At 63.8% G+C, this 20,070-nt stretch carries 18 protein-coding genes; 10 read left to right on the top strand and 8 right to left on the bottom strand.

The features are described from left to right. Window positions 1–136: 136 nt before the first annotated feature. A complete protein-coding gene (locus CCR95_RS23450; RefSeq protein WP_276570304.1) occupies window positions 137–406 on the bottom strand; it encodes a sulfur globule protein CV3 in 270 nt (89 codons plus the stop codon). Window positions 407–912: 506 nt separating this feature from the next. On the opposite strand from CCR95_RS23450, the gene CCR95_RS23445 reads away from it, so the two are divergent. From CCR95_RS23445 to gorA, 4 genes are all read left to right on the top strand, one after another. Then, window positions 913–1,647 carry a glutathione peroxidase gene (locus CCR95_RS23445; RefSeq protein ID WP_201098955.1) on the top strand — a complete coding sequence of 245 codons (735 nt, stop codon included), beginning with the start codon at window positions 913–915 and terminating at the stop codon, window positions 1,645–1,647. 150 nt (window positions 1,648–1,797) lie between these two features. Then, window positions 1,798–1,944: a hypothetical protein gene (locus CCR95_RS23440; protein WP_201098953.1), complete on the top strand. Its 147-nt coding sequence runs from the start codon at window positions 1,798–1,800 to the stop codon at window positions 1,942–1,944. After that, window positions 1,931–2,176, top strand: a complete 246-nt coding sequence (locus CCR95_RS26525; RefSeq protein WP_420825688.1) for a GGDEF domain-containing protein — start codon at window positions 1,931–1,933, stop codon at window positions 2,174–2,176. The genes CCR95_RS23440 and CCR95_RS26525 overlap by 14 nt, the downstream gene beginning before the upstream one ends. Beyond that, window positions 2,173–3,549 carry a glutathione-disulfide reductase gene (gene gorA / locus CCR95_RS23430; RefSeq protein ID WP_201098951.1) on the top strand — a complete coding sequence of 459 codons (1,377 nt, stop codon included), beginning with the start codon at window positions 2,173–2,175 and terminating at the stop codon, window positions 3,547–3,549. Before CCR95_RS26525 ends, gorA begins: the two co-directional genes overlap by 4 nt. Before the next feature lie 79 nt (window positions 3,550–3,628). Here gorA and CCR95_RS23425 read toward each other — a convergent pair whose 3' ends face one another. Continuing rightward, window positions 3,629–3,910 (bottom strand): hypothetical protein, encoded by a 282-nt coding sequence (locus CCR95_RS23425; protein ID WP_201098950.1) that lies wholly within the window; start codon window positions 3,908–3,910, stop codon window positions 3,629–3,631. Between the two features lie 137 nt (window positions 3,911–4,047). On the opposite strand from CCR95_RS23425, the gene dusA reads away from it, so the two are divergent. Next, window positions 4,048–5,091: a tRNA dihydrouridine(20/20a) synthase DusA gene (gene dusA, locus CCR95_RS23420; RefSeq protein WP_201098949.1), complete on the top strand. Its 1,044-nt coding sequence runs from the start codon at window positions 4,048–4,050 to the stop codon at window positions 5,089–5,091. Then, the gene (locus CCR95_RS23415; RefSeq protein ID WP_201098948.1) at window positions 5,088–5,963 is read left to right on the top strand and encodes a DMT family transporter; all 876 of its coding nucleotides are present in this window, start codon (window positions 5,088–5,090) and stop codon (window positions 5,961–5,963) included. Before dusA ends, CCR95_RS23415 begins: the two co-directional genes overlap by 4 nt. 67 nt (window positions 5,964–6,030) lie before the next feature. Here CCR95_RS23415 and CCR95_RS23410 read toward each other — a convergent pair whose 3' ends face one another. Genes CCR95_RS23410 through CCR95_RS23400 form a run of 3 tightly spaced genes read right to left on the bottom strand, consistent with a single transcriptional unit; the run spans window position 6,031 to window position 9,836 of the window. Then, complete coding sequence (locus CCR95_RS23410) at window positions 6,031–7,329, bottom strand: FCSD flavin-binding domain-containing protein (protein ID WP_201098947.1); 1,299 nt, start codon at window positions 7,327–7,329, stop codon at window positions 6,031–6,033. A gap of 24 nt (window positions 7,330–7,353) precedes the next feature. After that, complete coding sequence (locus tag CCR95_RS23405) at window positions 7,354–7,953, bottom strand: c-type cytochrome (protein WP_201098946.1); 600 nt, start codon at window positions 7,951–7,953, stop codon at window positions 7,354–7,356. Window positions 7,954–7,967: 14 nt separating this feature from the next. Beyond that, a complete protein-coding gene (locus CCR95_RS23400; RefSeq protein ID WP_242523457.1) occupies window positions 7,968–9,836 on the bottom strand; it encodes a cytochrome C in 1,869 nt (622 codons plus the stop codon). On the opposite strand from CCR95_RS23400, the gene CCR95_RS25680 reads away from it, so the two are divergent. After that, entirely contained in the window at window positions 9,825–10,169 is a 345-nt protein-coding gene (locus tag CCR95_RS25680; protein WP_242523456.1) for a hypothetical protein, read from the top strand. The two genes, CCR95_RS23400 and CCR95_RS25680, sit on opposite strands and share 12 nt — an antisense overlap. Before the next feature lie 55 nt (window positions 10,170–10,224). Here CCR95_RS25680 and CCR95_RS23395 read toward each other — a convergent pair whose 3' ends face one another. Beyond that, the gene (locus tag CCR95_RS23395; RefSeq protein ID WP_242523455.1) at window positions 10,225–11,286 is read right to left on the bottom strand and encodes a SphA family protein; all 1,062 of its coding nucleotides are present in this window, start codon (window positions 11,284–11,286) and stop codon (window positions 10,225–10,227) included. 192 nt (window positions 11,287–11,478) lie between these two features. On the opposite strand from CCR95_RS23395, the gene CCR95_RS23390 reads away from it, so the two are divergent. Then, window positions 11,479–11,823 (top strand): DUF6883 domain-containing protein, encoded by a 345-nt coding sequence (locus CCR95_RS23390; protein ID WP_201098944.1) that lies wholly within the window; start codon window positions 11,479–11,481, stop codon window positions 11,821–11,823. Next, window positions 11,820–12,047 carry a DUF4926 domain-containing protein gene (locus tag CCR95_RS23385; protein WP_201098943.1) on the top strand — a complete coding sequence of 76 codons (228 nt, stop codon included), beginning with the start codon at window positions 11,820–11,822 and terminating at the stop codon, window positions 12,045–12,047. The genes CCR95_RS23390 and CCR95_RS23385 overlap by 4 nt, the downstream gene beginning before the upstream one ends. A 131-nt stretch (window positions 12,048–12,178) precedes the next feature. Here CCR95_RS23385 and CCR95_RS23380 read toward each other — a convergent pair whose 3' ends face one another. Together CCR95_RS23380 and CCR95_RS23375 are read right to left on the bottom strand one after the other, a co-directional pair. Continuing rightward, on the bottom strand, window positions 12,179–12,904 hold the full coding sequence (locus CCR95_RS23380; RefSeq protein ID WP_201098941.1) for a winged helix-turn-helix domain-containing protein: 726 nt from the start codon (window positions 12,902–12,904) through the stop codon (window positions 12,179–12,181). After that, window positions 12,901–18,162, bottom strand: a complete 5,262-nt coding sequence (locus tag CCR95_RS23375; RefSeq protein WP_201098939.1) for an AAA family ATPase — start codon at window positions 18,160–18,162, stop codon at window positions 12,901–12,903. The genes CCR95_RS23380 and CCR95_RS23375 overlap by 4 nt, the downstream gene beginning before the upstream one ends. A gap of 432 nt (window positions 18,163–18,594) precedes the next feature. Between CCR95_RS23375 and CCR95_RS23370 the strand changes: the two genes are divergently transcribed. Continuing rightward, window positions 18,595–19,941: an NAD(P)/FAD-dependent oxidoreductase gene (locus CCR95_RS23370; RefSeq protein ID WP_201098937.1), complete on the top strand. Its 1,347-nt coding sequence runs from the start codon at window positions 18,595–18,597 to the stop codon at window positions 19,939–19,941. The last annotated feature ends 129 nt before the right edge of the window (window positions 19,942–20,070 follow it).

The following is a 20,070-nucleotide window of genomic DNA, read 5'->3' as shown; positions in this document are numbered from 1 at the left end:
CCAGGGCGCCCAGGCCGCCCTGTTCCGACCGTCAAGGGTTCAATCCGCCCGCTTCGCCCGCGTCGGCCCCCCTCCTGGCGACTGAATCGCCTTTGAACCCCACCAAGATCGTCGGTTTCTGGACCTGACCACAGGTCTATGAAATATCCGGGCTAGGATAATAACCATGGACTGGTGCGCCCCAACCGTAGGGAACACCGTAGCCGCCATAGGGGTAGCCATAGCCCCCATAGGGATACCCATAGGGCGCGCCATACCAGGGACCGCCGCCCCAGGGTCCACCACCCCAGGGTCCATTATCCCAGTTGAACGGATTCCAACCCCAGAAGGCGTTGGCGGACAGGGAGCCAAGCGCGGAGACGCCCGCAACGGTGGCGGCCAGCATCAATCGTTTTGTCGTCATCATGGTTCACCTCCCTCAAAGGCTGTTTTTGAGACGGTCCGGGCCTGCATGCCCAGACCGCGACTCAAAGATTAAGCAGGGAAAAAGCAGATCACGTTGATATCGATCAATTGCTTTTCAGATGGACGTGCATTTTCATGCGCTCTCGTCATGACCGGGCCAAAAAACGAGCATTCCAGAATGGCTGGCACGGCGTCTCATGAGGCCAAGGATGCGTTGCGATGGGACGGCGGGAACGATTTCGCGGACGATCGCTTGATCCTTCACGAACGCGCCCACACTCAGAGTGCGGGTTAGAGTCGATTGAAACCGCCGCCCCACCGATCGACGTCGTGCGCTCTCTACCCCCGAAATGATCGTCAAAATATATCGCGTCGATCTTTATAATCGATTTCCTATATCAAAAAATTTGCTTTATCGTTCGTTTCGGTAGCGGCATTGACCCGCCAACCAAGCCTTCAACCCAACCTTTTCCACCAATCCATCTCATCGAACATTGGAGTATCGACATGTTGCAGGATCGTACCGGAAGCCGCGTCCCCGAGGTCACCTTTCACACCCGCAGTGGACACGAATGGGTCGATGTGACGACCAATGACATCTTCGCCGGCAAGACCGTGGTGGTCTTCTCGCTGCCAGGCGCCTTCACGCCCACCTGCTCCTCCTCGCATGTGCCGCGCTACAACCAGTTGATGCCGCTCTTCAAGCAGCACGGCGTCGATGACATCGTCTGCATGTCGGTCAACGACACCTTCGTCATGAACGAGTGGCAGAAAACGCAGAACGCCGAGAGCCTGCGATTCATCCCCGACGGCAACGGCGAATTCACCGAGGGCATGGGTCTGCTGGTGGAGAAGGACGATCTCGGTTTCGGCAAGCGTTCCTGGCGCTATTCCATGCTGGTGCGCGATGGCGTGGTCGAAAAGATGTTCATCGAGCCCGAGGTCGACGGCGACCCCTTCGGTGTCTCCGATGCCGACACCATGCTGAACTACATCGCCCCCGACGCCCCCAAGCCGCTCAACGTCACGGTGATGACCCGCAACGGCTGCCCCTTCTGCTCCAAGGCCAAGGAGGCGCTCAAAGCCGCCGGGATCGCCTACGAGGAATTGCTGCTCAACCGCGATTACACCGAGATGAGCCTGCGCGCGATCGCCAACGCCACGGCGGTGCCGCAGGTCTTCATCGACGGTCAGTTGATCGGCGGCTCGGATAAGCTGGAGGAATGGCTGAAGGCTCGCTAATCGAGGATCGGCGTCCCGCGCCAGCGCGGGACGCGCGGGACGCGAAACATTCCCGGACGGACGCAAAGCGCCTCCCGCCTTCATCCATGAACCTTGCTTGCGGTTACAACCCGTGGCGAAACCCACTCCGAACAGATTCGGCCGGAAGCCATGAACAGAAAAGCAACCTATGAGGAACTGGAGCGGGAACTCGCGCTGACAAAAACGAAATTGCTAGCCGTTTTTGAACTGATTCGTCCGCGCGGGCGATCAGGCATCGCGCTATGGCGGCGAGGAATTTTGCATTCTGCTGCCTGACACGACCGAGGCGCAGGCGGCGCGGACGGCGGAGCGGTTACGATTACAGATCGCCGGGAGCGAATGGCAGCCTTGCCCGGTTTACGTCAGCATCGGGGTGGCGACCTTCGCTCCACCTGCAAACGGCATCCCCCTCTCACCGAACGAATTCTTTCAATGGGCCGATCAGGCGCTCTACGCGGCAAAACAGCAAGGGCGCAATCGGGTCGTCATCGCGAGGAAAGCAGCATGAGTCAACACTTCGATTTGATCGCCATCGGCGGCGGCAGCGGCGGCCTGGCGGTGGCTGAAAAGGCCGCGCAGTTCGGCCAGCGGGTGGCCATCGTCGAGTCCAACAAACTCGGTGGCACCTGCGTCAACGCCGGCTGCGTCCCGAAAAAGGTCATGTGGTACGCGGCCAGTCTGGCCGAGGCGGTCGCCGGGGCGCCCGATTTCGGGGTGCGCGCGCACTCGGAGGGTCTCGACTGGCCGGCGCTGATCGCGGGACGCAATCGCTATGTCGCCAATATCAACAACTACTGGGACGGCTATGTCGAGGAACAGGGCATCGCCCGCATCCATGGTCAGGCCCGCTTCGTCGACGCTCACACCATCGCGGTCGGCGACCGGCAGTACAGCGCCGATCATCTCGTCATCGCCAGCGGCGGTCGGCCCATCGTGCCGCGCATGCCGGGGGCGGAACTCGGCATCGATTCCGATGGATTCTTTCGGCTGGAGACCCAGCCCAAGCGCGTGGCCATCGTCGGCGGCGGTTATATCGGCGTCGAACTGGCGGGCGTGCTGAGCGCCTTCGGCACCGAGGTCACGGTCGTCGCACTGGAAGACCGACTCCTGTGGCTGTTCGATCCGCTGATCAGCGCGACGCTGCGCGAGAACATGGAGGCGCACGGCATCAAGATCAGGCTGGAATTCGAGGTGGCCGCGCTCGAACAGGATGCGGACGGTCTCACGCTGGCCGCCCGGAGCGGCGAACGTCTCACCGGATTCGACCAGATCGTCTGGGCCGTCGGCCGCGCGCCCAATACCCGTGAACTCGACCTGGACGCCGCTGGCGTGGAGTTCAAGCCCAACGGCATCATCCCGACCGACGCCTTCCAGAACACCAATGTCGCTGGCGTCTACGCCATCGGCGACGTCACCGGCCGCGAGCCACTGACCCCGGTCGCGGTCGCCGCCGGACGCCGTCTTGCCGAACGCCTGTTCAACGACAAGCCGACGCTCAAGCTCGACTATGACAATGTCCCGACCGTGGTCTTCACCCATCCGCCGCTCGGCAAGGTCGGCCTGACCGAGCCCGAGGCGCGCGAACGTTTCGGCGACACCCTGACGATTTACGAGACCAGCTTCACCCCCATGCGCTACGCGCTCAACGCGCATGGACCCAAGACCGCCATGAAACTGGTCTGCGCCGGTCCCGAAGAGCGCGTCGTCGGCATCCATCTGATCGGCGATGGCGTCGACGAGATGCTGCAAGGGTTCGGAGTCGCCGTGAAGATGGGCGCGACCAAGGCGGATCTCGACGCGACCGTCGCGATTCACCCTAGCAGCGCGGAGGAACTGGTGACGCTGAAGGTGCCAGTGAGGCGTCCGGGCGACGCTCTTTAAACACGATTTCGGAAAGCCGGATCCCGGCGGTAGGAGCGCGTTTGCAAACCACTCCTACGCGTTGGGTTCTGCTCGCCGATCAATTGAGCCGCATCGAAGGCGCCGGCATGACGAACGAGCATCCGGTCTGATCCAGATCCAACAGCCCATGGGTCTTGAGAAAACGCATCATGGCGGTCGAGAAGTCCTCCAGGCTGATCGGGAACCACAATTGCCAGACCCCCGGATCCAGTCGATAGACACCCCCCATTCTATGCGAATGGCTATAGAGCGCCACGCAATCGCCGTAGTCGAACAGCAGGGTCGTCTCGTCGGCGAGGTCGGCCTGGGATATTCCAGGTGGAATTGGAAATGCGATCATGACTCTCTCTCCGGTGGCGGTCACTTGTCAGTCTTGTTCGCTCGGCGGATTCCGATACCGCTGCCACAGCGTCTTTGTGTGAATACTCTGGCAAACAAGTGCCGATCGAATTGAGACATCCATCGAAGAATCCGATCATGCCCGACACGTCCAATCGAGTCGCCACGCCCCTGACACAGGCCCGCCAGCTCTCCATCGCCCCGATGCTCGACTGGACGGACCGTCATTTCCGCTTTTTTCTGCGGCTCATCACCCGCCATTCGCTCCTCTACACCGAAATGGTCACCACGGGCGCCCTGCTCCATGGCGACCAGGCGCGTTTTCTGCGCTTCGATCCCGCCGAGCATCCGGTCGCGCTTCAGCTCGGCGGCTCCGATCCCGTCGAGATGGCCCGCTGCGCGCGCCTTGGCGCGGACTGGGGCTATGACGAGATCAACATCAATGTCGGCTGCCCCTCCGATCGGGTCCAGAACGGACGCTTCGGCGCCTGTCTGATGGCCGAACCCGGTCTGGTGGCCGACTGCGTGGCGGCGATGAAGGACGCGGTTGCGGTGCCGGTCACGGTCAAGACCCGCATCGGCATCGACGACCGCGACAGCTATGGCGAACTGGTCGATTTCGTCGGTACCCAGGCCGCGGCCGGTTGCGACGCGCTGATCGTGCATGCGCGCAAAGCCTGGCTTAAAGGCTTAAGCCCCAAGGAAAACCGTGACGTGCCGCCGCTACGCTACGAAGTCGTCCAGCAGCTCAAGGCCGATTTTTCCGACCTGTCCATCAGTCTCAATGGCGGGATTAAGACCCTCACTGAAGCGGCGGATTTCCTGACGACCCTGGACGGAGTCATGATCGGACGCGAGGCGTATCACAACCCCTGGATGCTGGCGCAAGCGGACCGGGTCATCTTCGGAGACGATCATCCCCCATTGACCCGCCATGAGGTTCTCGAACGTTTTCTGCCCTATGCGAAGCGGGAAATGGCGGCCGGCGTTCCCTTGAGCGCCATGAGCCGCCATCTGCTCGGGTTGTTCCAGGGCCAGCCGGGGGGGCGCGTCTGGCGTCGGCGGATCAGCGAGAACGCGCATCGTCCGGGCGCGGGGATCGACGTTTTGACGGACGCTGCCCCGACGCACGGTCAGCCGGACGTGTTGACCGTCGACCCGTCGCGCAGATTTGCCAGATGACCTGGATCGCTCTTGCCCTGCTCTGCGCCTTCGCCCTTGCCAGCGCCGACGCGGCCACCAAGGCGTGGCTCCAGGGCTTTTCGGCGCCCGAACTGTTGGTGGTCCGGTTTGGGCTCCCCGGCATCCTGATGACACCGCTCCTGCTCGGTCTCCCGCCCCTGGCCGATCTGCCGCTGGCCTTCTGGGGCTGGATCGCGCTCCTGATCCCCCTGGAATTGGCTGCGATGCTGCTCTATATGGCCGCCATCCGCGACCATCCGCTGTCGCTCACCCTGCCCTATCTGGCCTTTACCCCGGTGTTCGTGATCGGCGTGGCCTGGCTCGTCCTGGGCGAACGGGTGTCGGCGCGAGGCGCCGCGGGCGTTCTGCTGGTGGTTGCCGGCGCCTGGCTGCTGAACAGCGCCCACGCCCGTGCGAGCGACTGGCGAAGCTGGGCCGCGCCCTTCGCGGCGATGAAGGATGAACCGGGGTCGCGGATGATGCTGATGGTCGCGGCGATCTACGCGGTCACCGCAACCCTCGGCAAGGGGGCCATGCGGTCTCTGCCACCGGAATCCTTTGGCGCCTTTTATTTCGCCTTGCTGGGGATGGCCGCGTTCGTGCTGTTCGTTCTGCCACGACCACAGGTGCTGCTCAAGCTGGCCAGCCGTTTCTGGCGCGTGCTCGGCGTGGGCGCCTTGATGAGCCTGATGGTCTACACCCATTTTCTCGCGATTCAGGAGGTCGAAGTGGCCTACATGATCGCCGTCAAACGCCTGAGCCTGCTGATCGGCATTCTCTATGGCGCCCTGCTGTTCCGGGAGACGGGGCTGATCGCTCGGCTGCCGGCCGGCGCGCTGATGCTGGCTGGGGTGATGCTGATTCTGCTCTAATGGAGAGGATCCATGACGACTCGTTGGCGCGCCTGGCTCAGACACGCGCGGGACACACTGCCTGTTCCTATTCCATCATGTCATTGATGACATTCTTGAACCAACTATGGGCATAGCTCACCTCCCGCTTGCGGATCTCCGGACTCGCATTCGCGGGTGAGACGCCACCGGAGCCGGGGATCGACTCGATGGTGTTGGTCTCGGCATTCAGGCGGTAGACCGCAGCCACGGAGATGCCGAAGTCCTCGCCGACGACGCTGTAGCAGGTGTTGACGAAGGTCGGGTCATCCGGCGCCTTGCCCTGGAAACCGGCGACGATAGCGGCGGCGGCCACCTTGGCCTGGGAGTTGGCCGCGTAGGCCGATTTCGGCATGGTGGCGGCGCTGGAGGCGTCGCCGAGCACATAGATCCCCTTGTGGCGGCTGGACTCGAAGGTGCGTTTGTCCACCGGGCACCAGTCGCCGTCGTCCACCAGATCGGCGGCAAAGGCGATGGCGCCGGCCTTCTGTGGCGGGATGATGTTGACCACGTCGCCCTGAAATTCCTCGACCAATCCGGTCAGGGTGCGGGTGCTCGGATCGAGCGCTTCCACCGCGCCACCCCCCGCAGCGCCGACCCACTGGATCAGGCTGTTGTCGGTGCCGTAGCCATAGAGTTTGGTCCAGCCTTCGATGTAAAGGGCTTGCTTGGAGAAGGCGTCCTTCGCATCGAGGATGGTGATTTTGGCCCTCGGCTTGTGGTGCTTGCAGTAATGGGCGATCTGCGAGGCGCGCTCATAGGGTCCGGGTGGGCATTTGAACGGATCGGCCGGGGCGACGATGATCACATGCCCGCCTTCGGGCATGGACTCGATCTGGTTGCGCAGCAGTTGGGTCTGCGGTCCGGCGTTCCAGGCATGGGGAATCGCTTCGTTCGCGACCTGTTCGTCGTAGCCCTCGATGGCCCCCCACTTGAAGCCGATGCCGGGAGAGACGACGCAGGCGTCGTAGTCGAACCCGCGGCCTCCCGCCGTCTGGATCCACCGGCGCTCCGGGTCGATGCCGACGACCGTGTCTTGAAGCACCTCGATGCCATGGCGACGCAGACCGTCGTAACCGAAGGTCAGCGACTGGAGCGTCCGTTCGCCGCTCAGAACCTCGTTGCTCATGAAGCAGGAGGTGTAGGCCGGCTTGGACTCGATCAAGGTCACGGCGATGCTCGGGTCGAGCTTGCGCAGGTACTTGGCCGCAGTGCAGCCGCCCACGCCGCCGCCCACCACGACCACGCGGCGCGCCGCCCCCAGCACCAGGGACGGGAAGCCCAGCGTCCCCAGCGCCGCGGCAGCCCCGGCGGCACGGATGAAGGTTCTGCGTTTCAGGTTCGTCACGATGCTCTCTTCTCCGCCGCCGTGCTATTGCTGGCTGCCGTAGTAATTGACCAGGGCGGGGATCGCCGTGTCCCCGGACGCTTCGATCGCGGCGTCGACCTTGCGCTTCATTTTGCGCGGCCAGGTCCGTTTTCCGTTGAGAAAATCCTCCATGGTGAAGTGCAGATAGGGCATCCACTGGCCGGCGAGGGTCCCGGCATCGCCGGGCTGGCCGCCCTTCTCATGACATTTCTCGCAGTACTCGTCATGCAGTCGGGCGCCCTGCTCGGCCAGGGCCGCATCGTAGGTCTGCGGAAACAGACGCAGGCGCTGACTGGCGAAGAACCAGGCCATCTCCTTCAACTGTTCGTCGGTGTAAGCCTTGGCGATGCGGTTCATGATCGTGGCGTTGCGCTCGTCCTGGCGGTACGCCTGCATGGCGTCCACGAAGACCTCGGGATCCATGCCGGCGATGGCCGGCATCGAGGGTCCGACGCTGGAGCCATCGGTGCCGTGGCAACCGGCGCAGGTGAAGGACAGGGCCTGCCCGGACGGCCCCGCCGCGACGGCCACTGGCAGCGCCAGGGCCAGCGCGGCGAAAAGGAGATGGCCAACGCCCTTGTGGATGGACTTTTCGCGTTTCATGTTCTCCATCCCCGTCAGCTCGGTAAGGTGATCAGGCCGAACAGCACCAGCGTCAGCAGGGTCAGGCCGGTCATGATCAGCACGGTGGTGATGAAGGAGGCCGCCAGAGAGACGCGCCGCGACGGACGCTGGACCAGATGCTTCTCCAGCTCGCCGCTCGCCACGAGCCGCTCGTATTCGAGTCGGTGGTCGTGCTTGAACTCGTCGATGGGGATGACGCCGGTGAAGATCGCCGTGCTCATCGGGAAGCGCTCGGGCCGGAAGTGCACGTTGAAGAAGTGCACCGAGTTCAGGAAGATGGCCGCCAGCAGCGCCTCTTCGGCATGCACCAGGTTGGCGATATTGAACGTCCAGCCCGGCAGGATGAGAGAGGTCTTGTCCGGCATGAAGAGGATGAGACCGGAGGCGCCGATCACCGTGGCACCCCAGAAGGGCGCCCAATAGTCGAACTTCTGCCAATAAGTCCAGTGGCTGAACTCGGGGCGCGGACCGCGACCGAGGAACCACTTGAACATGTTCTTCAGATCCTGCAAGTCCTTCATGTTCGGGACCAGGGAGGTACTGCCGAACCACTCGAACGTCTTGCGCTTGCGCCAGATGTTGCTGGTTGCGATCGCCAGGTGGGCGAAAAAGATGCCGAGCCAGACGATGGCCGCGGTGCGATGGATGATGCCCTCCATCCGGATGCCGCCAAGGAACTCCACGACCGCCTTGGCCCAGGCGGTATGCGAGAACAGCAGCGTCGTCCCAGTCAGGATCAGGGTCATGGTGGCGATGGCGAACAGGAAGTGGATCCAGCGCCAGACCACGGGGAAGCGGCGGAAGTAGACCAGGTCGGGCTGACTCAAGTCTTCGATGAAGCCCTTGCCCTGGATGCGGTCCATCACTTCGCGGTAGAGCCACAGGATCACATGGACCCAAAAGAAGCCCATGACGGAGAAAATCAGGATCTCCATGAACACCCTGAAGGCCCATAGACCCGGATAGTTTTCCCGGTCGTGGGCGTCGCCGTGGGGCCAGAAGCTCAGGAAGTTTTCATTGGCATCCTTGTGGCAGTTCCGGCAGTTTTCCAGACGATTGTCGGCGTGTATCTCCGAGGTCGGATCGTCCTCGCCCTTCACCGAATGCCCCCCATGACAGTCGTGACACTTGGCGGCATCGGTGTAGCCGAGTCGGTGGACTTGGCCGTGATAGGACTTGAAGTAGGTGCGCTGGGCCTCTTCGTGGCAGTCGCCGCAGTTCTTGGTGATCGCGAGCTTGGCCTTGTCCGTTTCTGGCGAGGCAATGTCATGGGTGGTGTGACAGTCGGAGCACACCGCCGACTCGCTGTCTTTCTCTTCTAGCACCGCCTTGCCATGATCCGAGCCGCGGTACTCGTCGAACTCCGCCTCATGGCATCGACCGCAGACTTCAGGGTTTTTCAGCCGGGCCTCGGCGCGCTGGATACTGCCAAGCTCGCCGACGTTGTGGCCCTCATGGCAGTCGTAACAGGTGGCGTTGGTGCGGGACTGGTCAAGCTTGTTGGGCTGTGCGTGGACCGACAGCATGTAACTGCCGATCTGCTCATTGACGACCTTGAGACGGGCATGTTTCTCGTCCGGGTCGTTCTTGTGCTGCTCCCAGGTCTCCCGGTGGCACTCGATGCAGCCGACGATAACCGCCGGCGCCTTGCGATGGGGGACACGGTCGATAGTGACGTGGCAGCTTGTGCAGTTTTGAGTGCCGTGAACGCTCGCCTCGATCTCCTTGCTGTGGACGAAGATCTGCACCGGAGTGCCGTCGTCGCGCACATCGGTCTGTTGCTGCGCGTCGCCGTGACAGGTCAGGCAGCGTTCATTAGGAATGACCCGCTTGCCGGTCTCTGGATCGAAATGGTCGATCATCAGCTCTTCGTCGGGTGCCGTCGAGGTAGCAACGGCGACGGGAACGATGCTCGTGCAGAGAAGCGCCGCCAAAAGGCTGACGAATCCTGTAATGGCGATGCGTCTTGGCATCGTGGCTCCTCCGGTTTCCTCGGTCATCTCGTTATTGTTGTTGCAGACCAAGCCAGCGATACGATTTGCGCCGTTACGCGGCAGGCCCTCGCCGAGGCGTCCGGCGCGGCGCGTCTGAAGTTGACGGCACGCATGAAGCCTCGTGCTTATTGGTTTGGCATTTTGCGTGATCGCCTTGAAAATGATCAATTGCGTTGGCTTGCTAAGCTGCTATTTTGCTGACCCAGATCAGGCATTCCCGATTTTCATAGAGGAACGTGGCCGCTTTCGACCGGGATCAATTGAAGAGATGCACGTAGCGCAGTGTCACGCGCGTGCCCTCGGTCCGATTCTCGGCGCCCATTTCCCAGTAGCTGTTGAAAAAGAAGTGATCCTGCTTGGAGCCGTGATAGACCAAGCCTGGACCCAGCCCGAAAATCCGCTCGCGGCCGCTGGCGATGTCCCCACCGTCGACCCGATTGTCGGTGATCTGTTTGAGTGCGTAGCCGTTGATGCCGACCCGCAAGCGACTCGGCAGCAGCTCGTAGGCTCCGGCGAAATTGAGATAGATGGCCTGTCCGGCCTGGGAGTCGTCGGCGTCGAGGATGATCTTGGGCTCGGAGTTCTCGGCGTTCCAGAGATAGAGCAGACGCCAGGAGATCGTCCACTTGGACGGCAGGAAGGCCGTGCCGGCCCAGAAGGGATGGAAGGAGAAGACATTGGCGCCCGGATTGACCGACTCGCCGGGGTCGTAATCGCCGGTCGGCAGGACCAGTTGGAATTCGATGCGCTGGAACACCTTGAGTCCATTCGCTCCCTTGATCGGATCGATCTGCACGAAGGGACTGATGACGATATCGCTGAGCAACGAGCCATTGCAGGTGATGATCTCGTGATCGCCCGGATCCAACTGAAGGCTGGTCAAGGGCAGGGTCAGACCCAATCCCCATTTGCCGCCAAGGACGGACGGCCGCTCCGGCCGATAGTACTGGAACATGAGCTGAGTCAGGATCACCGTCAGATCGAGTTGGGCCTTTTCCAGTTCGACGCTGTCGCCGCGCATGACGGGCAATCTGAGATCCTCCCCGTTCGGGCCTTTCAGTCGTCCGTTCCGGTAGACCTGCACATACTGCTGGATCAGCCAGCGCGGGCCGGCGGGCGGCAGCCCATCGAGAAAGCTGGTATAGCCGAGATTCAATCCGGGCAGTTCGTAAGCGATCGCCCACGGTGTGACGAGGAGGAGCACGGAGGCTAACCAGATCAACGCGCAGGAATGGGCGCGCATACGCCAGGAAAGCGCCCCGCCGCGCGCTGGGTTGGAGACTGGCCGAGGTGGATTGACGCGAATCTTTGGGGTCATATTCTTCCTTCGTTCATGGATGCGTACCCGGATCTCGCGGGGTCCAAAAAGCGCGATGATGGATGATCGGCTGTGTTTTGCGTCGGGCAGGTCGTTGCTTCGCGGCGGTAACGCAACGGTGGGTGACGGGCTGACGCCCTGGCTCCCTGCGGTTTACCTTCACGTCAGATGCTCTTCGTTATAATGGATTTCATGAAACTGCCAAATCTCGAACGCGCCTTCGTTCGACCAGAAAAAATCACCCAATACCTGCTGTCTGAAACGCATCCGGTTGGGCGGTATAAGGCAAGATTTTTCATCGGCTTTGGGTTCTCTCTAGCGTCTTGGCAACGACTTGAAACCGCATTGATGCAACATCCCGCTCAATACGAGGTCGTGGAGATAGCGTCTACACCTTTCGGTGTTTCTTACGCGATCGATGGCCCCCTATTAACCCCGGACGGGCGAAATCCTCAGGTCAAAACAGTGTGGTTCTTGGAAACCGGACAAATCGCGCCTTACTTCATTACGGCTCATCCATTAAAGAGGGCAAAATGATCAACGAACTTGACTGTATTGTTTTAACCACCGACCTTCCCGAATACGGACTCGCCGCTGGCGATATCGGAACCGTGGTCATGGTTCACCAGAATGGCCAAGGCTTTGAGGTTGAATTCGTAGCCCTCGATGGAGAAACCTTGGCGGTTGCCAGTCTGCACAACTCACAGGTCAGGCCGGTCATTCGCCGCGAAATCGCTCATGTCCGCTCGCTTGCCGCTTGACAAGCCGAAGGCTGGGATGTGGAAGCGAATTCGTGGACTGAAGTCCAGATCCCAGGGGCTGACTGAAGTTGGCGCTCCCGGTGCCGATGGATGCTGGGTCTCGCTGGCGCGCGCTCCTGCAACCTGCCGCCTTAACTTCGGCCCAGTGGCACCGCGAGGACGTAACCGAATCCGTGATGCGTCAGGATGAGGCTGGGGCCGGCATGGGGCTCCCCGATCTTCTTGCGGGTGCGGCGGACCAGGGTTTCGAGCGCACGTTGGGCGCTCTCATCCTGACGTCCGTAGAGCGACTCGACGAGCACGGCGCGCGGCACGGGCTCGCCCTCGCCATTGGCGAGCAGGTAGAGCAGCCGGTATTCCCTGGGCGTCAGCTCCAGTTGGTTGCCGTCGGGGAGTTGGAGCGCCCGCTGGCCCGCGAGCAGCCGCCAGACGCCCGGCACCGCGCGGGCGGTCTGCGTCGCCGCGCCGACGGGCTCTGGCGCGCTCCGCCCCCGCCGGTCGGCCAGACTCACAATGGCGGCGGCCAGTTCGCGACCGTTCACCGGCTTGCCGAGAAAAAGGTCGGCGCCGGCCGTATAGGAATCGACGCGGGTGTCGAGCGTATCGCGCGCCGTGGTCACGATGATGGCGCTGCGGGTATTGCGGCGCGCGTACTCGACCAGGACCGAGCCGTCCTGATCCGGCAGTCCCAGATCGATCACCAGGACCGCGAATTGGTTCTCGCCCAGCGCCCGATAACAGTCGAGACTGTTTCCCACGGCGGTGACGGCGTGACCCAGCAGCCCCAGATAGTTGGCGAGGCTTTCGCGCAGGAGCGGATCATCCTCAACCAGGAGGATCGGGATCGATTGGCTCACGGCGCCGACTCCGCCTGGACGAGCGGGAAGCTCAACCGGATCTCGAACCGCTCGGGGCGCTCGCGCCGCAACTCGACCTGACCGCCCTGGTCCGCGACCAGTTTGTTGACCAGATAGAGCCCCATGCCGAGTCCAGGGATGCCCTTGCTGTTGGCGCCGCGCACTGACTTGGAGAGCAGATCGGTCGTCTCGCGCGCGAGATCGAGCGGACAGTCATTGGCGACCGTGAGCACCGCCTGGCCGTCGCTCACCATCAGCTCAACCTCGATCATCCCCTCGGCGGGACCGTATTTACGGGCATTGTCGAGCAGGTTGATCAGCGCCGTCTTGAGCAGCGCGGGATCGGCCTGGATGGTCACCGGCCCCTGGGCACGAAGATCGATCGAAGGGGCCGGCGCCGGCCAGCCAGCCCGGGTCTCTTCGATCCGCCGCGCCAGCCAATCGGACCACTCGATAGGCTCCAGGCACAACTGCCGATGCTCGCCCCAGTCGCCGCGGCGCAGCGAACCATCGAACACCTCGCCGAGACGCTGGATCGCCAGGCCCAGGTTGTGCAGCCCATCGCGCCAGTGCTCCGGATTCTGACTGAGCATCAGGATATCCAGATTGGTCTGCATGATCGCCAGCGGGGTGCGGTATTCGTGGGTGATCAGGTCGATGAACTGACCCTGTTGATCGCGGATGGCGCGCTCTCGCCGGGCCTCGTCCAGCGCCTGGCGCGCCCGCTCCAGCGCCTGATGCTGCGACTCGCGCAACGCCTGGTTGCGAGCGTCGAGCACTGAGTGCAGTGCCATCAGGCTGCCGAGCGAGGCGAGGCGCCGGCTCTGGAGCAAGGGCACTTCGCGGGTCATGCCGCCGAGCAGATCGAGCACTTGATCGGTCGCGAAGGCGGCGCGCAGACGCCGGTTCTCCAGGGTCAGGAAGGCGTTGACCCGCCCCTGCACCACCAGCGGCAGGCCCAGCAGCGAACAGAGCGGCAGACCGGCGAAATGGGGGTCGGCGGCGAAGCGGCTGTCGAGCACCGCGTCGTCCGAGAGCACCGGCTGAAGGGTTGCCAGCCCCAGACGCAGCACGCTCATGGCGACGAGTCCCTGGGCCTCGGCCTCTGCCAGCGACATTGGCGCCAGCGACTCGGCACCGCGCAGCCCGCCTTCAAGCGACCACTGCCCCTCCTCGTCCAGCACCAGGAACCGCACGTCGGTCGCGCCGGTCAGTTGCGCCACCAGTTCCAGCATCCGCTTCATGAGTCCGGCGCGCGAGGTCTCGGAGGCCAGTGCCTCGGAGGCGCGTAGCAGGACGGACTGATCCAGTTCGCCGACGGACGCCCGTGGATTCTCATCGGGCCGGCGCGCGGCCACGAAAGGCCAGTCCCGGCGCATGGACTCGGCCTTGGCGGTCGCGCCCCAATTCAGATAGCGCTGACAGGCCAGGGTCAGGAGCGCACGGCCAGAGTGCTCCAGTCCGTGCCGCATGTGGAGCAGACCGGCCCGCTCGGTGATGAGCGCGCGATGCCAGGGGCGTTGGTGGCCCTGGGCCAGGCGCAGGGCTCGCTCCATGGCCTGGAGCGCCGCCCAGGACTCGCCCAGGGCGTCGAGCCGCTCGGCCTCGATCAGGTCGTGGAGATGGCCGAAGTTGACGGGTGCATCGGCGGCGCGAGCGGCCAGCCAGGTCTGATTGAGCGTCAGTCGTTCCAGCAATATGCCCCGCTCGCCGCTTTCCCCAGGCGCACGGAGCCGCTCGATCAGCGCCAGTGAATGCAGCAGATTCACCAGCGCGGTCGGATACTTGCCCTGAACGAAATGGGTCAGCGCCCGAGCCGCGTCAGCGTGCCGCGCCAGTGCGGGGGCGTCGTCGAAGAGCAGGGCCGACAGGGCGCGATGCAGATGGAAATAGCCGCGCGCCGTGGGATTGCGCTGGGTCTGGGTGACGAACGCCTCTTCATCGAAATCCGCGTCGCCCAAGCTTCCCGGCCCGCTGGCACGACCTTCCAGGGCACGAATCAACTGGCGATAGGTGAGAAAGACCTGTTCGCCATGCCGGTTACCGGCGTGGCGCGCGGCGCTCAGGGCGGTCGCAACCGCGGCGTCCAGTTCCGCCAGCCGCTGACCGCTGTCCAGCAGAGCCGCCAGCAGCGAGAAGTTGATGAAGGGCAGCACCGGCTGATCGCCCATGCGCACCAACTCGGCGTAGACGCGCCGAGCATGTGCGATATTGTCCTCGACTGGGTGCCGCCAATGGCTGATGTAGCCGGTGTAGACATACCAGCCATGCGCGGTCTTGAGTACAGCGCCACGGGCCGCGCCAACCTCCAGTGCGGCGAGCGCGAGCCGGTCGGCCGTGGCGTAATCGCCGCGGAAGGCCATGATGACCGGGCCGATCGAGATGAAGGGGCAGAGGACCGACTCGCAGAAGCCCTCCTCGATCCAGAGCCGACCCGCCCGCAGCGGCAGCCAAGATACCAGCGCGGCATGGGTGAAGTTCGCGGCGGGCAGCAGACTGTCGAGGAGCCGGGCGGCGCCCAGTCTGCACGGGTCGGTCAGATCGGGGGCCGCTGACAGGCGATCGAGCGCACCCGCGTCGAGATGGCGATAGAAGTGATCCAGTTCCTGCCCGAGCGCGCTCTCGGGACGCACGAAGGCGCCGGTGTCCGATTGTCCGGGCCGCCGCAGACAGAAGACATCGGGCGCGCTCGTCTGGATCTCGGCGAGTGTCTGGTCGAGATCGTCCAGCGGGACCGTCACACCGAGCCGTGTCAGCAGGTCGCAACCCAGCCGGATCGCGTCCTGAAAACGGGTGCGTTTGGTGAGGTTGACGATCTGGGTACAGGCCGCATCGAGCAGGCGCGCCGGTTCGCGCTCCTCGGCCGCGATCCGATCGTAAACGGCATCCGCCTCCTCGTTGCGGCCCTGACCATAGAGCATCAGGTGCAACTCGGTCTGGAGGAGGAGCGCCGCGTCGCGATCGGTTCGCCAGGCATCCTCCGGCAGGAGTTCCAGACCAAACCGCAGGAACCGCTCGGCGGCGTCGAAGGCACCGGAGCGGCGCGCCTGCAGCGCGGCCTCGGTCGCGAGCGCGCGGGCGAGCGCGCGCTCATCCGTCTGGGTGATGAGGGCGCGGGCGAGTGCGTACTGCTCGGCGGCGCACAGACGATCCCTCGGGTCACCGGTCTCGACCAGGTGGCGCGCGATCGCCCGATGCAGACGGGCGTGCCCGGCCTCGTCACGGAGCTGGTGAACCGCCTGCTGCATCCGGTCGTGGCAGAAGCGCAGTTCGACTCCGGGGTGGGCGGCCTGCAACGCCAGCGCATCGGCGGTGACCAGGATCCCGCGCTCCAGCGCGGGCGTCAGCGCGGCGACGAGTTCGCGAGGCGCCCGCCCGGTGGCGCGCGCGAGCCGGCCCAGGCTGACTTCATGGGACAGGCAGGCGGCGGTCAACAGATCCTCAGTCGTATCGTCTGCCAGCTCGCTCAGCGTCGCGGCCAGCAGATCCACCAGATTGGCGCTGACCGCGCGGCGCCGCAACGCGGCCTCGTCCCAGACCCAGCGTCCCCGCTCCTGATCGAGCCACAGCGTCCCCTCGCGTCGCAGCGCATTGAGCAGTTCGAGGGTGAAAAAGGGGTTGCCCCCGGTCTTGTCATGAAGCTGCCGGGCGAGCGGCCGCGACTCCTCGGGCGACAGGCGGAGCATGACAGCGAGCAGCGCGGCGATCCTTTCCGGGGCCAGTGCGTCCAGCGTCAGGACGGTCGGCGGAGCACCGCCCGCAGTCGGCCGGCGCAGGAGGTTTGCCAACGGATGGCCGGTCTCGACCTCCTGATCCCGGTAGGCCCCGATCAACAGCAGACCAGGGATCGGGACGCCCTCCAGCAGGGCGCCCAGGAACTCGAACGTGGATGGATCGGCCCATTGCAGATCGTCGAGAAAGAGCACCAGCGGCCGCGCCGGCGTGGCGATCCGGCGGACCAGCGTGACCAGCAGTCCGTGCAGCCGCGCGCGGGTCTCGATCGGACCCAGAGCGGGCACGGGCGGTTGCGGCCCGAGCAGCCATTCCAGCTCGGGCACCGGCTCGAAGAGGGCGGCGGCGTCCGGACCCAGACCATCGAGGAGGCGCGTCCGCCATTCCGCGACGATGGACTCGGGCTCGGCCAGCAGCAACTGGCAGAGCCGCGCCAGGGCGCGCGCGGGCGCCAGCAGCGGCCGATCACGCTGGAACTGCTCGCACTTGCCGCCGACGAACAGGCCCTGGCTCAGAGTGACGGGACGCAGGATCTCATGGACCAGCGCCGTCTTACCGATCCCGGAGACGCCCGCGACGAACAGCGCCCGCGACTCGCCCTCGGTGACCGCCATGAACGCGGCCATGAGGCTGGCCAGCTCGCGTTCGCGGCCATACAGACGACGCGGCGGGAGCGGCGACAGCGGCGGATCGTGTTCGCGCAACCGGATGGCGTCGAGCGATTCGTCCCGTTTCAGGGCCTCGCGCAGACGCCGCAGATCATTGGCTAGACCCAGCGCGCTTTGGTAGCGGTCGTCGGGCTCCTTGGCCAGCAGGCAGAGGACGGCGCGGGCGGGCGGGTCCGGCAGCCAGGGCACGCGCTGTCTAGGCGAGTCCGGGTCGCGGGCCAGATGGGCGTGGATGAGGGCGAGCGGATCGGATGCCTGGAACGGCGGAGCGCCAGTGATCAAGGCATAGAGCGTCAACCCGAGCGAATAGAGATCGGTCCGATAATCGACCGGCCGATTCATGCGCCCGGTCTGCTCGGGCGACCAGTAGGCCGGGGCGCCGACCGGCCGACGGTGCTGGGCAAGCCCGGACGGCTCCTCGGCAAAGGTGGTCGACTGGGCGTAGTCGAACAGCCACAACCGATCATCCTCGGGGCCGATCAGGACGCGGTCGGGATCGATGGCGCCGTGGATGACGCCGCGTGCGTGGATCGCCGCAAGGAGCCGTGCCAGCGACTCGCCGATGGCCAAAAATCGTGCGAGATCGACCTGGCCCAGGAGCCCGGCATCGGTCAGTGACCGGCCGCCGGGGTCCGACAGGATCAGCTCGGATCGTTCCGGATCGAACCGGATCAGGCGCGGGCAGCCCGCGATCCCCTGCAAGCGCTCCAGGATGTGCCACTCGTTCTCCAACGCAGCGGTCCCCGCGTCCGCGTCGGCTTCGCGAGTCGATCGTTTGATCAGCAGGGGGGCATCCGTCGGGTCGAAACGCCGGACGTCATCACCGCACGAACGGTGTTGTCCCACCGAGTCGGTCATGCCACCCCCCGGACAGGGCAGGTTACACGCTGACAACAGCGAACCGGCGCGCGGATCGGACGCGAGCGAGCGAGCGAGTCGAGTGCGAAAGAGTCAGATTCAGGCGCGGGCCAGCAAGCGGGACGGAATGTGGCGTGGCTTGATGTGTGCGAACTGAGCATCGATGCGGCCGGCGTGCCTCCAAGGCTGGCGTTGGTCCAGGTCGCGCCCTTACCGCCACGCCCCGTCAGGGCGTGGATTATGCTGTACACCTCGGCGGGCATCAATACCCGATACCTTCATCGTGAATGAATCCCCTGCGCGCCCCTGTTTTTGTCGAATTCGGTCAGATTCGGTCAGATTCGGTCAGATCCCGTGGGTTGCTTCAGGGGATTGGTTTTGAAAAAGTTGTTGGCTAACACAACGAAGTTCCGCATTGGTGGATGAAGAAGTATGAGCGAGCACCCTCAACCCGACAGGTCGCGCCGTGAGTTTTTGCGCCAAACGGCCAGCGCCCTGGCGTTGGTCTTGGCCGGGGGCGGCTCGTCTCTGGCGGTCGCCACCCGTCCCGCTCACGCGGTGCCCGTGAAAAACCGCGCGAAGATCGTCATCCTGGGGGCCGGCGCAGCGGGCATCGCCATTGCTAATCGCCTGGCCAATCGCGTCGAGGGCGCGAAAATCGTCATCGTGGATGCACGAAGACAGCATCTGTACCAGGCTGGCTTAACGCTGATCGCCTCGGGGGTGAAATCTCCGGACTATGTGACCTCTTCGACCAGCGAGTGGTTGCCTCAAGGCGTTGACTGGATCGATGAGGCTGCGGTCGACATCGATCCCGACGCGAAAACCGTCGCCACCGCCGGGGGCAAATCGATCCAGTATGATTTTTTGATCGTTGCGACCGGGTTGAAGCTTGACTTCGACGCCATCGAGGGTTTTTCGCTCGATCTCGTGGGCACCAACGGGATCGGCGCCTTCTATGCCGGTGCCGACTATGCCGAGCGCACCTGGGTCGCCATGGACCGCTTTACCGACGAGGGCGGTACCGGAATCTTCTTCCGCCCGGCAACCGAGATCAAATGCGCGGGCGCGCCGTTGAAATATACGTTCCTGACGGATGATTCCGCCTGTCGGAAGGGGAGCCGGGGGCGTGTCGAGATCCACTATGCCGCACCTTCCGACAACCTGTTCTCGGTGCCGATCGTGCATGAAAAGGTGCGGATGCTCTTCGATGAGCGTGGTGTGAAAACGCATTACGGTCATGTCGCCAAAGCGATCGATCCAGGCCGTCAGCGGATCACCTTCGAGACGCCCGATGGCGATGTCGAAATGCCCTACGACTTCACCAACGTGGTCCCGCCGATGCGCGCGCCCGACGTCGTGCGCAACTCGCCATTGCCATGGCGGACCGGCAAATGGGCCAACGACGGCTGGGTCGAGGTTGACCAACAGACCCTGCGTCATGTCCGTTACCCGAACGTCTTTGCCATCGGCGATAGCGCGGGCATCCCGACGGGCAAGACGGCATCGGCGGTCACTCGCCAGCTCCCTGTCGTGGAGGATCACCTGATCGCCGACATCGCGGGCACGCGGAGCATGGCGATTTATGACGGCTACGCGGCCTGTCCGTTGATTACCCGCTTCGGTCAATTGATGATGATCGAGTTCGATTATAAGAATAACCTGACTCCCAGCTTTCCCGGTGTCATCGCTCCGCTCGAAGAACTCTGGGCCTCGTGGCTGATTCAGGAAGTGGCGTTGAAGGGCAAATATCGTGCAATGCTGCACGGCAAGGTCTAAGACATCCCATTACACACAACTCCCCGTGTGCGGGTAAAATAGGTTTGAGCATTCACGTTCATTGGGGATCGCATGGGCTGGGCAGAAGACGAATTTCGCGGGATCGCTCTGGGCGACGCGCGCCGCGAT

This window comes from Thiocystis minor (assembly GCF_016653465.1).
Classification (GTDB): domain Bacteria; phylum Pseudomonadota; class Gammaproteobacteria; order Chromatiales; family Chromatiaceae; genus Chromatium; species Chromatium minus.
The sequence above is the reverse complement of the archived record's forward strand: the minus strand, read 5'-3'. Positions and strand labels throughout refer to the sequence as shown.